The following is a 16038-nucleotide window of genomic DNA, read 5'->3' as shown; positions in this document are numbered from 1 at the left end:
AAAAGAGACACTGGAAATGGTGTCTCTTTTTTAACTGTTCAAACGCTAGAAGTATTGTCTTTTATAACTTCGCCCCGCTCGAATCTCGCAAAACGACTAATAGTTATATTTTCACCGATAATAGCTATTTTCTCCATTATCAGTTGAGAAATATTCTTATCAGGATCTTTTATAAAAGGTTGCTCTAAAAGGCAATTTTCTTCATAAAATTTTTCAATTCGCCCGTCAACAATCTTTTCAACAATCTTTTCAGGTTTACCCTCGTTTATAGCCTGTGTTTTTAGAATTTCTCTTTCTTTTTCTACCACCTCACGAGGAACATCCTCTCGCGATAAATATCTAGGATTTGAAGCGGCTATTTGCATAGCAATATCCTTAGCAAAGCTTCGAAATTCCTCATTTCGAGCAACAAAGTCGGTCTCACAATTAACCTCTACCAATACGCCTATCCTGCCATCTCCGTGTATGTAGGATTCTATTATTCCCTCAGATGCCAAACGGTTTTGCTTCTTAGCTGCTTTAGCCAATCCTTTTTCACGCAATACTATAACAGCCTTCTCAATGTCGCCATCTGCTTCGACTAAGGCTTTTTTGCAATCCATTATTCCTGCACCCGTTTGCTCACGCAACTCCTTAACTTGTTCTGGAGTGATCATAAATAAAACCTCCCCTGTTTTTGAAATAAAAGGTAAGGGTAGTATATAGTCCCTTACCTAAAATATGCTTATTCGGCTTCCATCTGCTCGCCTTGTCTACCCTCAATTACAGCATCAGCAATTTTTTCGGTTAATAGTTTAACCGCCCTTATAGCATCATCATTCCCTGGTATTATATAATCTACTTCATCTGGATCACAATTCGTATCAACAATTGCTATTATTGGAATTTGCAGCTTTCGAGCTTCTTGAATAGCTATCCTTTCCTTCCTTGGATCGACAATAAACACTGCTTGTGGGAGTTCTGTCATGTCTTTTATACCGCCTAGATTTTTTTCTAAACGTTCTTTCTCATGCAGTAAATTAAGTACTTCTTTTTTAGGCAGTATTTCGAAAAGACCATCTTCCTCCATTTTTTCTAATTCATGAAGTCTGTCTATTCTTTTTCTAATAGTCTTAAAGTTGGTAAGCATCCCACCGAGCCATCGTTGGTTAACATAAAACATACCGCATCTTTGAGCTTCCTCTTGAATAGATTCCTGAGCCTGCTTTTTTGTCCCGACAAAAAGAATGCTACCGCCTTCTGCAGAAATATTTTTAACAAATTCATATGCTTCTTCGATTTTTTTTACAGTTTTCTGAAGATCGATAATGTAAATCCCGTTTCTTTCAGTAAAAATATAATCTTTCATCTTGGGATTCCATCTTCTTGTCTGGTGACCAAAATGCACCCCGGCTTCTAATAATTGTTTCATTGAAATAATTGACATTCTTTCACCTCCTGGTTTTATAACCTCCGCCGACTTCATTTATCAAAGGAACCTCATAGGCACCCCGCTTTGAAAATCCATCGGTGTGTGTATTTTACCGCTTGTTAGTATATCATAAAAATTATTGAGGTGCAATAACTTTGTAACAAACTTTATTATAATTTCTTTTCTGGATAAGCAGACAAAACTACATTTACTTCGTCAGCTCACCATTTCTAATCTTTTTTATTTTGCTGCAAAGTAATTTTTATCAAAGCGGCAACAGGAACCGCAAGAATAAGACCTGTTATACCAAAAAAGGTTCCCCCAATTAGAAGGGAAAAAATTACTGTTACAGGATAAATACCTACATGTTCTCCAACAATATGGGGTGAGATTATACCGCTTTCTAATTGATGAATTATTAACATTGAAATAATTATCCATGGTATTTTTTCAGGATAGCGCAATATCGCAATTATGATTGCAGGTAATGCTCCGATTACAGGGCCAAAATATGGTATTATATTGGTTATACCGGCTAAAGCTCCAATCACCAATGCAAAATCAATGCCTAATATTAGCATTGAAAAAGTCGTTAAAAAACCTATGATTAAACTAACTATTAATTGGCTTCTAATGTATCTGCCTAATGTTTTGCTGATTTTTTCGCTCCATTCGATTACTGTATCTTTATACGGTATTGACATATAAAGAATTATGTTTTCTTTTATGCTTGGCAGGTCTTTTAAAAAATAGAATCCTAAAACAGGACCTAAAATTATACTAAAAAAGTTTGAAAAAATACTTATTATTGCATCAACAGCATTTTGAAGAAACCCTAGAAGCAATTCTTGTAATCTATCCATATTTCTATTTATAATTTCTTGAAAGCTAATCGGTAATGATGCCAAGTAATTTTTTCTAATTTTTGCTATAATTTCTTGACTTTCACGTGTATAAAGCGGTATTGTTTCTATTAAATTATTAAGTTCAAAAAGTAAAATCGGAATTATATATACCAGAGCAATAACTATTGATGCTATTAATATAAAATAAATTAATGCTACCGCTACAGTTCTATCAATTTTTTTCTGGGTTAATAATTCAACTAAAGGATTTAAAAGATAGGTAATAAAAATTCCAAAAATAAAGGGTAAAATTATTGTAGCTATCTTTTCTTTATTATAAAAAACAAAGATTAAAATAAATAAAATAAGTACAAGCAAAAAAAACCGGTTTGTAACGATTTTAATGGCTATTTCACCTCTTTAAATTACCAATAGTCGTTAACAACTCATTATGTTCCTTATCATAAACCAATAAAGTGCCATCATCACAAACCTCATATATTATAACTTTATCTTCTTTAATTGAAAATTCTACATAACATTCCCAGCAATAATACTGATTGTTTCCAACTTTACCTATAGAACCTTTTTGACATAACGGACATACTATCAATAACCTCACCTCTGCAAATGCTGTCTGTCTTTTTATAATTTTTCCCAAAAAAAGCAAATAAATACGCTTTTGCGTATTTATTTCAGATTATATATTTTCTTCATTTCATAATATTGTCACCAGCAACAACGTTTTTGTATAAGATATCTTCTTAAGATTTTTTACTACATCTCCTGCTGCAATTTCATAAGATTTTTGCATAATACAGGTATTTATTTCTATAATTCCGAGTATTTCGGTCTTGTTTATGATTATAATAAATATATAAATCAAATTCAGTTACTATTTTCAACTAGCAGACTAGACCTTAACGTCTATATGACCCATATGTTTTTTATTTTGTTGAAGTTTTTTTCGATTTTGTTTTTTGCTGTATTTTCTGTTCTCATTACCTTGTTTTGACTTGCTCCGGTCTTTTTCAATTTTGACATTTTCACTTTTTGAACGTTTATTCACTCTTTGCTTAGAAGTCTGTAATTGCTCTTGAAATCCCGCAGCAAGTATACTATTTTGTGCATCGGAATTTTCCTTTAACGTGCTTTGAATTTTTGATATTTCAGTAGCTTTTGGTAATATCGTCCGCATGTCAACAGGTCTTATTGTCATCAAAAACACCTAACCTTCATAAGGACCAAATTTTATCTGGCCTTCATAGTTATAAAAGGTAACATGGTCGATTCTATCTCTGACCTTAAAACTGGCATTACCGATTATTATATTAACACCTGAGTAACATACGTTGGAAGCAGAGATACTTGCTTTACTTGATTGAGAAATCATTAAGTCAAGTCTTTCTTTTTCCCCCATTAGTTCTTGCTGTTGTTCCTTTAGAGTTTCCTTTGTAAAAATAAGTTTTTCAAGCAAAGCCTGTTTATCTGAAGTTAACAAATCTTTTTCCTTTAATTTTTCTAACACAATTAGAGCTTGACCTATTTTATGTAAATCAGTTTCGATTGTTTTTAATTTGTTGCAAATGTTTTGGTAATTCATTTTTAATGACGGGTCAATTCCAACTTCCAATTCCGTATAGGTAGACATAGGAGAACCAATAGTCTTTGCAATGATTTTTTCTCCGGCTCTAGCCGTTCCACCAACAATTAATCCTTTTTTTCCTTCCAGTCTTATGTTCTTTCCTGCTAAAAGACAGCTATGCATAGCAGCATCTGTAATATTTATATTCTCACCGGCCTCAACCGTTGCATTTTCGATATATCGAGCTGCAAAAGATTTCTTTGTTCTAAGTATACCTTTGCCTTGCCCCTGAACTCCCCTTTTGATTATTATATTCCCATCAGTTTCGATTTCTGCCGCTTCGACAATTCCGTTAACTTCTATATCTCCATTGGCTTTAATAGTAAATCCAGTCTTCACATTTCCCAAAACCACAACACTGCCTAAAAAATCAATATTCCCAGTAGCCGGCCCAACATCCCCTTTAATTTCTAAAATTGGTAAAACGCTCAGTTTATTGTTAATTATAACAGGTTGACCATCGATCCCTGCAAACAACTCATTTCCATCTTTCGAAATAATCACATTTTTACCGGCATGTATTTTCGCATGCTTACCGTTTTTTGCAGGTATAATTTTACCTGTTACGGTTTTGCCAGGAATTCCCTGAGTGGGAGGGATAATTTCTGCAAGTAATTCTCCTTTTTTTACATTAATCACTAAACCTAAATTATGATAATCAGCGGTTCCATCTTCTAATACCTTAGGTTTTATATCTCTGTTAAAATCGAAATGATATTTTATATAACCATCTTTACCATTGATAGGCGGTGATCCTGATGCAATATAAATTGGTTTGTTAAATAACTGTTTTGCAAGCATTTCTTTAATTTTATTATTATCAACACCATGTTTTACGTTTTTTGCTGTAAGTTCTTCTATAATCTCTTCAAATGTGAGCATCCTACCGCCTTTTGGAGGGATTATGCATAAAGTAGCATCCATTTCATTTTTACTTATTTCAATTTCCAACTTTGCATCTTCAACAAGGTTTTCGTTCTCGCTATAGTCAGACTTTGAAGCAGAAGTTATATCTTGTTCCGATTTTTCTCGATTCTCTTCAATTTTCGCCCTCTCTATCGCCCACTTTATTATTCTCTCAGCTTTTTTATCATTATTAGCTTCCACCTTTTTTACACTCCCTTATCACAAACTTACCTTTTTTCTACTTAAATGTCCCCGTAACCTTAAGATAGCTTTGGTATGAATTTGAGAGATTCTTCCTTGAGATAATTCCAAAACTTCAGCTATTTCTTTGAAATTTAAACCTTCGTAATAATATAGTGTTATTACAAGTTTTTCTTGTGGCGGAAGTTGATTAATTGCATTTCCGAGAATTTCCTTAACTTCTTCTTTTTCAGCTTGGATATCTGGTTGCCCAGAGGCTTGCCCAACATCTTCATACTCAATTAACTCATCAAAAGATAAAACTCCATAGGCAGCAGATATTTCTTTATAAATTTTGTAAAGATCTTTTTTTGAAATACCAAGATAGTTGCTAATATCATCATCATTTGCCGAATGTCCTAAAATTTGTTCCATTTCTGAAAAAGCATTCTGGAGCATTTTTATTTTTTTCCTAATATCCTGCGGTATCATATCTGTTTTTCTAAGTTCATCAATTATAGAACCTTTTATTCTGGTGTAAGCATACGTTTCAAATTTTATTCCCTTTTTGGTGTCATATCTTTCTATTGCCTGCATTAAACCAAAAACACCATAACTTATTAAATCTTCATATTCTAAGTAAGGTGGGAGATTTATATTCATTCGATTTACTATATGTTTGATCAGAGGAACATATTTTTCAACAAGCTGCCCTTTAACGTATTTATCTTTAGTATTATTATAATTCATCCAAAGCTTCTCAGTATTTTCACTTTGCATCCTTACACCCCAAATTATAAAATCCTAGTACCATGTCCAATAGTTTTAACTGTAAGTTCTCCGCTTTCACAAAAAAATTCTATGGTCCTGCCGTAGTTGCCTTCCACATCTTCTGCAACTATTTTTATATTTAATTTACTTAATTTAGTTCTAACAGCTTCAACATTTCGTTTTCCAATCTGCATAATATTATTTTCAGATTTTATTTGAAACATTTGCGCTCCACCAGCTATTTTGCTAATAATACGTCTTTCGTTAGCACCAAGCTTTGACATTTCTTGCATTAATGCATCAATGGCCGTATCTGCAAATTTGCCCGGATTATAATCTTTTTTACTGCTGAGATTGCTATCCGGAAGCATTACATGAGCTAACCCCCCAATTTTTGCAAAGTTGTCATATAATACAACTCCTACACATGAACCTAAACCTAAAGTTATTAAGGTAGCCGGAGATTTTGCAGCTTTATATTCCGCCATTCCCACTCGGATTGATATGCTCAATAGTATTCACTCCAATAGCCTTTAAAAGTAGCTTTAATGATTCATCATCAGGAATTAAGAAATAGTGCAGCTTAGTACCATCTAAACCTTCTGTAAACTCAGTATCAATTAGAAAAGCCGTATCACCCATATATCCATATAAGCTCAGTGGAAAACTTATAATTGCTCCGGCCATATCAAATGCGAGACTTGGAACCGAAACTTTTAGCGAAAGTTTGGTTAAGTCCGAAAGAGCTACGACATAAGAACTTCCAACGATATTTCCTAATTCTAACAATGCAGACTTTTCCATATCTGAAAAATCTACATTTCTATCCTTTTGTTTGCTTAACAATGTTTCCGTTAGATTATATGCATCCCTTTCGGGTATGATTATTAAAATATTCCCATCAACATCTCCGGTAATGCGCATAAAAATTCCAACTACTAATTTTTCCGGTCCGCCTACTGATTTTGAGACTTCATCAAATGGAATGATCTTTATTTGGGGCACCTTAATTATTATTTTTTTTGAAAGCAGTGTAGACAATGCTGTAGCTGCATTGCCGGCACCAATATTCCCAATCTCTTTTAATGCATCAATCTCTAAATCAGTATACACTTAGTTCACCTTCATATTTGAGCCAGTTGATTTATTTCTTGAGGTTTCAAAAGCTTTGCTACATTAAGCAGTATCAATAATCTGCCGTCAATCTTTCCCACCCCATCAAGATAATTAGCATCTATACTTCCCGTAATCGGCGGTGCCGGTTCAATATCATCCTGAGATAATTGGATTACTTCCGTAGCTGAATCTACAATCATACCGACTGTTATATCATCAATTGACACTATTACTATTCTGGTGCTGTCCGTAGTTTCACTCAAGGGTAAATCAAATCTCTTTTTTAAATCTATTACCGGTACTATCTCTCCTCTGAGATTTATCACCCCTTCAACAAATGGAGGTGCCTTAGGGACTCGAGTTATAGGCATCATTCTTTCAATAGTCTTAACCTGCAAAATATCTATTCCATAATCTTCATCACCTAATTTAAATTCTACAAACTGACGAATATTTTCAGCCATTTTGATTCCTCCTTGTACAATATTGTTAGTTTTCCGACGCACTGAAAGTCATTTTCAAGCTCTTTGACAACCACACAGGAATTCTTTAAACTAATTTATTTATATCCAAGATTAAAGCTACCTCGCCATCACCAAGTATTGTAGCCCCTGCAATAAATTTAATATCTTTTAAAAAGCTTCCAAGCGTTTTTATTACTATTTCCTGTTGGCCTATCAGCTCATCTACAACCAGGCCAACATCTTTTTCTCCCTTTTTGACAACCACCAAAGTTAGCTCATCATTATCTTCTTCTTTTTTTTCAATGTCTAAAATTTCATTAAGCCTGATTACCGGGATCACATCACCTCTCAGTACGGTAACTTCACTTTTTTGAACTTTTTTTATTTCTTTCTCGGGTATAATAACAGTTTCTTTAATAGAGCTAAGCGGAATTGCATATTTTTCTTCTCCGACCATAACCATTAACGCTTGTATTATTGCTAGCGTAAGTGGCAATCTAATTAGAAATGTTGTTCCCATATCTTTTTTATTATTAATTTCAATGGAGCCACCAAGAGATTCGATTTTAGTTTTAACTACATCAAGACCAACTCCTCTTCCAGAAACATCAGTAACCGAACTTTTTGTGCTAAAACCCGGCTCGAATAAAAATGAGGTTATTTCATATTCCTTTAAGTTTTTGGATTGTTCCTTATCAATTAGACCTTTTTCAACAGCTTTTTTGATCACAGAATTTAAGTCAATTCCTTTACCGTCATCGGATACTTCAATTACTACGTTGTTTCCATCATGATATGCCTTCAGTCTGATTGTTCCACGCTCCGGCTTGCCTTTACTCACTCTTTCTTGCGGGCTTTCTATACCATGATCGGCTGCGTTGCGAATTAGATGTATTAAAGGATCCCCTATTTCATCTATTATTGTTCTATCCAGTTCTGTTTCAGCACCTTCTATCAGTAAATCCATTTCTTTTGAGAGTTCACGCGACAAGTCATGTACGACTCTGGGGAATCTATTGAATACATTTTCTATTGGAACCATTCTAGCTTTCATTACCGCATCATGGAGATTAGAAGTAATACGTTCCAGATACTCAATTGCTTCACGCTGCTTAGCTTGATAATCTTTATCGCCGTTGATATCATCTAATCTAGTCTTTATTATAATTAATTCGCTGACCAGATTCATCAGAATATCCAATCTCTCAATATCTACTCTCAAGGTTTTACCGGTTTTTTTGAAGGTATTTACTGTTCTTGTTGGTATATCCGTAGTAGCAGAGGTCAGTTTCTCTGATTTATCAACATCAATTTGATAATTATTTTGATTAGTTTGTTGGATAAGTATTGAATCCTGTTCAACAGGTTGTACACATACACTCTCTAATTCCGATACAGTACTTAGTGACTTAGATATTTCGTCTTTATTTTGCGATGTAACCAGATATATCGTGAATTCATTATCAAATTTTTCATCTTCTATATCTTGGACTATAGGTTCGGTTTTTATTATTTCTCCAAATGTCTCTAATGTCTTAAAAACTAAAAATGCTCTGGCGGATTTTAAAAGACACTCATCGACTAATTTCACAACTACCTTCCATACATAAAGACCCTTCTCTAAGGCTTGAATAACTAATCGATTTTCATATTCGTTAAAACTGAAAATCTCATCTTTTTTCTTATTCTCGGTTATTGTTTCTGCATTGCTCAATAAAAAACTATTTCTTTCCTTCAGTCTACTTATAACCTTCTGAATATCTCTTTGCTTCTCATCGCCCTGCTCTTCAACATCATTAATCAATTCTTCCAAAATGTCTACACATTGTAAAAGTGTATCAATTATTTGGGGGTTAACACTAATTTGGTGACTCCTTATCTCCTGTAATAAATTCTCCATCTCATGTGTTAATTCCGAAAGTTGGCTATAACCCATGGTGCCCGACATACCTTTTAAAGTATGAGCTGAACGAAATATTTCATCAATAACTTCTTGGCTCGCATTATTTTCTAACTCCAAAAGATATGTATTAAGATTATCTATATGCTCTCTAGCTTCTTCCAGAAATACATCTAAATACTGATTATTCATTCTATTCACCTCTATCATTAATTGCTATATCCAGCAAATTATAAATCATCAACGCCTTTTTCCATAAATTCTCTCTGTTTTGCAAATATAAATTTAACGATCTTATCACATATAGATTCATCAATTTCTATAAACTCAACTGCTACATCATATGTATTTATATGTCTGTCGCGGTTTTTTTCGGTTCTCAATACCCTTGACGTCAATGACATTTCAGGTAAAATGTCAGGAAAAGCAACTTCAATAATGCTCCCTTCTTTTATCAAAGAAGGATAGGAAAATTTAGCCCCACCTGCACTTATATCACGAGTATAAACTTTAATCCACTCATCGAAATCAGACGATTTTACATACGTTTTTAGGGAAATTTTCAGCCTAAAGTAACTTCGCTTTTGTTTTTTATACGGCAAACATATAGGATATATTGTAATCACCGGAATAGGGTCATATTTTTTATCCTCTATTAAACCCTCTAAGCAATAAAACGAACCTTTTTGGGGAAAATAAACATTTATCTTCTCATCAAGACCTACAAAGAATGTCCTGCCTTCTTTTATAGGCATACCTAAAACAATACGGTCTGATATTATATCTTCAACTTTTGAAGGAAAAAAACATTCTGCATTTTCTCTCTGTATGCCTAACGTCACCTTCGTCCCTATTTCCAGAAAACTATCGCTCAACTACATAACCCCCACGTTTGCCTTAATAAAAGATACGAGTTTCGAAAACCAGCCGTCAAGGGTCGAATTTGATTTTGATAATGATTGTTCACCATATATTAGTCTTCTGCTAATATTTATCAAACATTTTGATGCCAGGCTATCCGGATAATTTATAAAAAATGGTGTCTGGTTCATATTTGCTTTGTAAACCACCTTATCTTCCAAAACCAAGCCAAGATAGTTAATATGTATGTTTAAAAATTTTTTTGTTGATTTTGACAGCTTATCCATAGTATATTCGGCTTCTTTATAATTGTCAGCTTTATTTACTATCACATGAATTTTATCGCAATAGTTACGCGAAATCTTGATCATAGCATAAGCATCTGTTACTGCACTTGGTTCCGGAGTCGTTACTACAATTGTTTCATCGGAAGACTGAATAAAACTTATTACATTCTTTGAAATGCCTGCACCTGTATCAATTATTATTATATCAAAATTATCGGCTATCATCTTGAAACTGTCAATAAATAATTCAAGTTCTGCATAACTCACGTTTGCAAGATTATATATACCTGATGCTCCCGGCAATATGGAAATTCCCAGCGGCCCTTCCAAGATTATATCTTGGATTGTTTTTCCAACAGATAAAATATGTGAAAGATTGTATTTCGGATATAACCCTAATACTACATCTATATTGGCAAGACCTAAATCAGCATCGATTAATAGCACCTTTTTCCCCAAACTTTGTATGGCTAATCCCAGATTAACTGACAGATTGGTCTTTCCTACTCCGCCTTTTCCGCTTGTAACACAATAAACCTTTACACTTTTAGAAGGGTTACTTATGCGATTTTTTTCTTCCATGATTTTTTTTAATTTGAAAGCCTGTTCATACATTTTCGCTTTCCCCCAGAATCATATCAGCAATCTTGTCCGCCGAGGCTATTTCAATATCATCCGGAACATTTTGTCCCATTGTTAAATAAGATAATTTACAGCCATTTGATATACTTATAGCATTTAATAGCATACCATAGCACTTTGTTTCATCAAGTTTTGTAACTACAATTTTTTTATATTGAAGTTCTTTATAATTGTTTAATATGTCAACTAAATCCTGATTTTTTGTGGCCGCGCTTATTACTATATGAATCTCATTGGGATTTATATAATCTAATAATCCTTTTATTTTTTTTATCTGCATACGATTATTGGGACTAAATCCCATTGTATCAATTAATAAGATATCATAATCGTTAGTATCTGCCAATATAGTTTTAACATCTTCAAAACTGTATACAACAAATACCGGTATTTCTAAAAGATCACCATATAATCTTAGCTGTTCGATGGCACCAACCCTAAAAGTATCTGCTGTTATCATAGCTACTTTTTTATTTTTATACAAAGAGAAATGTGCAGCAAGCTTGGCAATCGTTGTTGTTTTACCTACCCCTGTAGGGCCTACAAATGCAATGATATTTTTCTCTTTTGATAATTCGATGGGCTCAATTATATCTATGAGTGAAACAATCTCATTTTTGACCATTTTATACAATTCTGCTTTATTGTTCATATCTGCATCCGTAAGATTGTTTGCAGCATTACTTATAACCATATGTATAATATCGGATGCAACTTGCATTTCAAACATTCTGTCATAAAATTTTTTTAAAGGCAAAGGTATGCCAAAATTTGTGCTAATTTCTTGCTGTTTTTGTTCTGAACATAATTTATTAAGTATATTTTTTACTTCTTCAACATCGGTTTTAATCTTGTCAATCTTAACAAAATCAGTTAAGTTTTCATATTTTGCGGCTGTATCCGGTAATATTGGATTTAATGGTTCTTTTGGCGTATTAAATGTTGGATTGATATCATTTGCGGCTACAACCTCTACCATGTTTTTTGCAAAGAATCCCATAAATCCTCCTTTTTTGATATGCTTTGTCTGAAGGATTATTGCATCTTTGCCGAGTTCGGTTTTTACTTTATAAAAAGCTTCCTGAACGTTATCAGCTACGTAAGTTTTAATTTTCATTTCAAAGTCACCATCCCTACTGATTGTACTTCAACTTCAGGCTCAAGCTCATTATAAGATAAAACTGGTACAAATGAAATATAATCTTCAATAATTTTTTTAAAATAAATCCTAATCATGGGACTTGTTAGAATTATTGGGGATATACCTTTTGCATGTAAGTCATTAACAGTTTTTATGAAGGAATTTCTGATTTTTTGAATCATCACCGGATCTAAGGCTACATATGAGCCATGTTCATTTTGACGGATAGAATCTAATATCATATCTTCTATTTGGCTGTCCAATGTTATAACTTGGGCGATTTTACTCGGTATAAACCGCTCTGTGATAACTTTTTTCAATCGTTGCCTTACATATTCTGTGAGCATATCCGTATCTCTTGTCAATGCCGCATAATCACCAAGGGTCTCAAGAATCGTAACAAGATCTCGAATAGGTATATTTTCTCTAAGCAAGTTTGACAATACCTTTTGTATTTCTCCTATTGTAAGCATCTTAGGTACAATATCTTCCACTAATGCCGGATACTGTTCTTTTAAATTATCCAATAAGTTTTTAACTTCTTGACGTCCTAATAACTCATGTGCATTTTGTTTAACCACTTCTGTTAGATGTGTAGCAAGCACTGATGATGCATCAACGACTGTGTACCCCTTCATTTCGGCAATTTCTTTCTTGTCATCGGAAATCCACATAGCCGGAAGACCAAAAGCCGGTTCTCTGGTTTCTATGCCATCTATTTCGATTGGTCCGCCTGTTGGATTCATAATCATATAGCTATCTGTCCTTAGTTCATATCGTGCTACTTCAACGCCTTTAATTTTAATAACATACTCATTTGGCTTAAGTTGTATATTATCACGAAGCCTTATCATAGGTACAACTATGCCTAGGTCAAGAGCACACTGACGACGTATCATTACTACACGGTCAAGTAAGTCACCACCTTGATTCGCATCTGCTAGAGGAATAATATTATATCCAAACTCCACCTCTATAGGATCTACCTGCAGTAAAGAATAGATATTTTCTGGTTTTTTCATTTCATCTAATTCTTTTTCTTTTTGCAGCTGTTCAATCTTTTGTTTCTCACGATCAGATGCTTTTTGTAATGACATGCCTGCATAACCAAGCGTTCCCGCCAAAACCATAAATGGGACAAAAGGCAAACCCGGTACAATTGCAAAAAGACCTAAAGCTGCTGAGGATAATAATAATAACTTAGGATATGCGGTAAACTGCTTTATTATATCCTTGCCAAGGTGACCGGAACTTGCAGATTTTGTAACAACTATTCCAGTTGCAGTAGAAATTAAAAGAGCAGGAATTTGACTGATAAGTCCATCACCTACAGTTAAAAGGGTATATCTATTTAGTGCCTCTGTAAATTCTAAGCCTTGGAATACCATGCCTGTAATAAAGCCTCCAATTATGTTTATGACAGTAATTATTATTCCTGCTATTGCATCGCCTTTAACAAATTTACTGGCACCGTCCATTGCTCCGTAGAAGTCTGCCTCTCTTTGAATTTCTTGCCGTCTGCTACGTGCTTCACTTTCACTGATAACGCCGGCGTTTAAATCAGCATCAATGCTCATCTGTTTGCCCGGCATAGCATCAAGTGTAAATCTTGCCGCAACTTCAGCCACTCTTTCAGCACCTTTTGTAATTACCATAAACTGTATAATTTCAATGATAATAAAAATTATAAACCCGACTAAAGGATTTCCTTTAACTACAAAATTTCCAAAAGACTCAATAACTTTACCGGCATAACCGTTAATTAGGATTAGCCGTGTCGATGATATGTTGAGCGAAAGCCTAAGTAGGGTAGTAATCAGTAAGAGAGAAGGGAATATTGAAAAATCAAGCGGCTTCTCCATATTCATAGAAATTAAAAGGATTACCAAAGCTAATGTTATATTAAACGTTAATAAAAAATCTAACAGAAATGATGGAGGCGGTATTATCATCATTATGACTATTCCAATGGCAATTACTGCCATAACTATATCCCCTAGTTGCATTTATAGCCTCCTCTCTTTTAAACTATATATAAATGCTAAAATTTCAGCAACCGCATTATATAAAGACTCTGGTATTATATCTCCAATCTCCACTGTTTTATATAATGTTTGAGCCAATGCTTTGTTTTCGACAATAGGAACATCCTCTTTTGTTGCAATTTCCTTTATTTTTTCAGCCAATTTGTCCACACCTTTAGCCAATACCACAGGTGCCGAGTGCAAGGCGGCATCATAAGCTAAAGCTACTGCATAGTGGGTCGGATTGGTAATGACAACATCAGCTTTCTCTACATCTTTCATCATTCTTGTGCGAGCCATTTGTCTTTGCATTTGCCTGATTCTTGACTTTATTTGCGGATTGCCCTCAACTTCTTTATATTCTTCTTTAATATCCTGTTTTGACATCATCAGACTGGTTTCATATTCATACCATTGATAAAAATAATCCAAAGCAGATACAATCAATAATGTAGCAGCTGCTTTCATTCCCACTTCAAATGCTATACTTAAAGTCAAGCTCGATGCATCAAGTAAATTCATATTCAGCATAAGAGGAAATAAATCTTTATATTTAATTATAGCTGTGCAGACTACGTAAGCAACTACTGTAATCTTGGCAATTGATTTTATCAGTTCTAATAAACTTCGTCGGGAGAATATACGCTTAAATCCTTCTAATGGATTTATTCGTTCAAGCTTAGGTGAAACTGGTTCAAGGCTTAGTACAAAACCTACCTGCATATAGTTAGAAATCAGGCAAATACAGGATAAACCCAGTGCCACAGGTGCAAAGTTTTTACCAGCGAAAATCAATATTTCATATGAAAATGTTTCAATTCCCTCAAGAGTAAATATATCTTCTCTATTAATAGTTTCAGTTAAAATATGGTTAAAAAAATCCATTATATTCATAACGAAATTTTTACCGACTATTTTAATCAGTAAAAAGCTACCCAAAAGAACTAAAGCAGAATTTAATTCCCTGCTTGAAAAAACTTGTCCTCTTTCACGAGCCTTTTGTCGCCGTCTTGGAGTAGCTTTTTCAGTTCTTTCTTCGGCAAATAGCTGTAAGTTCACGGTAATACCTGCATTTCTCTAATTGTCATTAATACTTTTTCATAAGTTCCATTGTAAATATAATCTAAAATAACCAGATACATTGGAAACACTATAATCATACCTATCATTCCTATAGCTATTTTCAGCGGAAGACCCACTATAAAAACATTCATCTGGGGAACAGTCCGAGCAATTATACCTAGTGCAAAATCTGTTAAAAAAATAATTGCCGTTACCGGTAATGCTATTTGAACCCCTAAAATGAACATATCTTTAAAACTTACTATTATTACATTTAGCAAACCTTCTTGGTAAACCGGTTTACCCAAAGGCAGTAAATCATAGCTTTTGATGATAGCAGAAATCAACATATGGTGTCCGTTAACCGTTAAAAATAACAGTATAGTTAATATATAATAGTAATTTCCCATAAGTGGAACCTGAGCATTGCTTTGAGGATCTAAAACATTAACCATGCCGAAACCCATTTCAAGATCAATAATTCCTCCGGCAAGGTAGAGAGATGAAAACAATAGGAAGGTTGCGTAACCCATGGTTATACCTGCCATTAACTCTCTTAAAACACTTGCTGACACGATCCATAGATTGTTATTTAATTCTAGTTCCGGAATGATCGGATATACTATAAAAGAAAGCAGTGCTGCTAAACCTATCTTAATCTGAAATGGGATTTCTCGTCTGCCAAAAACCGGTGTTAAAGTTAAAAAGCCTAAACATCTGAACAAAATAAGCAGATACTTTATTAAAGCCACCTCATAATTTACATTCATGTTATTAACCTGA

Annotated in this window: 17 protein-coding genes; all 17 read right to left on the bottom strand. The window is 33.9% G+C overall.

Annotated features, from left to right (window positions below):
- Window positions 1-38: 38 nt before the first annotated feature.
- Window positions 39-656 carry a translation elongation factor Ts gene (tsf, locus tag TEPIRE1_RS06260; RefSeq protein ID WP_013778324.1) on the bottom strand — a complete coding sequence of 206 codons (618 nt, stop codon included), beginning with the start codon at window positions 654-656 and terminating at the stop codon, window positions 39-41.
- Between the two features lie 68 nt (window positions 657-724).
- Window positions 725-1426 carry a 30S ribosomal protein S2 gene (rpsB, locus tag TEPIRE1_RS06255; protein ID WP_013778323.1) on the bottom strand — a complete coding sequence of 234 codons (702 nt, stop codon included), beginning with the start codon at window positions 1424-1426 and terminating at the stop codon, window positions 725-727.
- Window positions 1427-1641: 215 nt separating this feature from the next.
- Window positions 1642-2634, bottom strand: a complete 993-nt coding sequence (locus tag TEPIRE1_RS06250) for an AI-2E family transporter (RefSeq protein ID WP_013778322.1) — start codon at window positions 2632-2634, stop codon at window positions 1642-1644.
- 34 nt (window positions 2635-2668) lie between these two features.
- Entirely contained in the window at window positions 2669-2878 is a 210-nt protein-coding gene (locus TEPIRE1_RS06245; RefSeq protein WP_231848376.1) for a hypothetical protein, read from the bottom strand.
- A 291-nt stretch (window positions 2879-3169) separates the two neighbouring features.
- Window positions 3170-3475, bottom strand: coding sequence for a hypothetical protein (locus TEPIRE1_RS06240; RefSeq protein ID WP_013778320.1), 306 nt, complete (start codon window positions 3473-3475; stop codon window positions 3170-3172).
- Between the two features lie 9 nt (window positions 3476-3484).
- A complete protein-coding gene (locus TEPIRE1_RS06235) occupies window positions 3485-5008 on the bottom strand; it encodes a DUF342 domain-containing protein (RefSeq protein WP_013778319.1) in 1524 nt (507 codons plus the stop codon).
- A gap of 18 nt (window positions 5009-5026) precedes the next feature.
- Window positions 5027-5767 carry a FliA/WhiG family RNA polymerase sigma factor gene (locus TEPIRE1_RS06230; protein ID WP_013778318.1) on the bottom strand — a complete coding sequence of 247 codons (741 nt, stop codon included), beginning with the start codon at window positions 5765-5767 and terminating at the stop codon, window positions 5027-5029.
- A gap of 14 nt (window positions 5768-5781) precedes the next feature.
- Complete coding sequence (locus TEPIRE1_RS06225) at window positions 5782-6246, bottom strand: chemotaxis protein CheD (protein ID WP_041591428.1); 465 nt, start codon at window positions 6244-6246, stop codon at window positions 5782-5784.
- On the bottom strand, window positions 6233-6871 hold the full coding sequence (locus tag TEPIRE1_RS06220; protein WP_013778316.1) for a chemotaxis protein CheC: 639 nt from the start codon (window positions 6869-6871) through the stop codon (window positions 6233-6235). The genes TEPIRE1_RS06225 and TEPIRE1_RS06220 overlap by 14 nt, the downstream gene beginning before the upstream one ends.
- An 11-nt stretch (window positions 6872-6882) precedes the next feature.
- On the bottom strand, window positions 6883-7338 hold the full coding sequence (locus TEPIRE1_RS06215; RefSeq protein WP_013778315.1) for a chemotaxis protein CheW: 456 nt from the start codon (window positions 7336-7338) through the stop codon (window positions 6883-6885).
- An 85-nt stretch (window positions 7339-7423) separates the two neighbouring features.
- A complete protein-coding gene (locus tag TEPIRE1_RS06210) occupies window positions 7424-9430 on the bottom strand; it encodes a chemotaxis protein CheA (RefSeq protein ID WP_013778314.1) in 2007 nt (668 codons plus the stop codon).
- A gap of 38 nt (window positions 9431-9468) precedes the next feature.
- A complete protein-coding gene (locus TEPIRE1_RS06205; RefSeq protein ID WP_013778313.1) occupies window positions 9469-10113 on the bottom strand; it encodes a flagellar brake protein in 645 nt (214 codons plus the stop codon).
- Window positions 10114-11001, bottom strand: coding sequence for a MinD/ParA family protein (locus TEPIRE1_RS06200; protein WP_013778312.1), 888 nt, complete (start codon window positions 10999-11001; stop codon window positions 10114-10116). It lies immediately after the preceding gene.
- Window positions 10994-12145: a flagellar biosynthesis protein FlhF gene (flhF, locus tag TEPIRE1_RS06195; RefSeq protein ID WP_013778311.1), complete on the bottom strand. Its 1152-nt coding sequence runs from the start codon at window positions 12143-12145 to the stop codon at window positions 10994-10996. The genes TEPIRE1_RS06200 and flhF overlap by 8 nt, the downstream gene beginning before the upstream one ends.
- Window positions 12142-14175, bottom strand: a complete 2034-nt coding sequence (gene flhA, locus TEPIRE1_RS06190; RefSeq protein WP_013778310.1) for a flagellar biosynthesis protein FlhA — start codon at window positions 14173-14175, stop codon at window positions 12142-12144. Before flhA ends, flhF begins: the two co-directional genes overlap by 4 nt.
- A complete protein-coding gene (gene flhB / locus TEPIRE1_RS06185; protein ID WP_013778309.1) occupies window positions 14176-15252 on the bottom strand; it encodes a flagellar biosynthesis protein FlhB in 1077 nt (358 codons plus the stop codon). It abuts the gene before it with no gap.
- Window positions 15249-16025 (bottom strand): flagellar biosynthetic protein FliR, encoded by a 777-nt coding sequence (gene fliR / locus TEPIRE1_RS06180; RefSeq protein WP_013778308.1) that lies wholly within the window; start codon window positions 16023-16025, stop codon window positions 15249-15251. The genes flhB and fliR overlap by 4 nt, the downstream gene beginning before the upstream one ends.
- Window positions 16026-16038 lie beyond the last annotated feature (13 nt).

It is taken from the genome of Tepidanaerobacter acetatoxydans Re1 (genome assembly GCF_000328765.2).
Classification (GTDB): Bacteria; Bacillota; Thermosediminibacteria; order Thermosediminibacterales; family Tepidanaerobacteraceae; genus Tepidanaerobacter; species Tepidanaerobacter acetatoxydans.
This window is presented reverse-complemented; position numbering and strand designations above follow the sequence as displayed.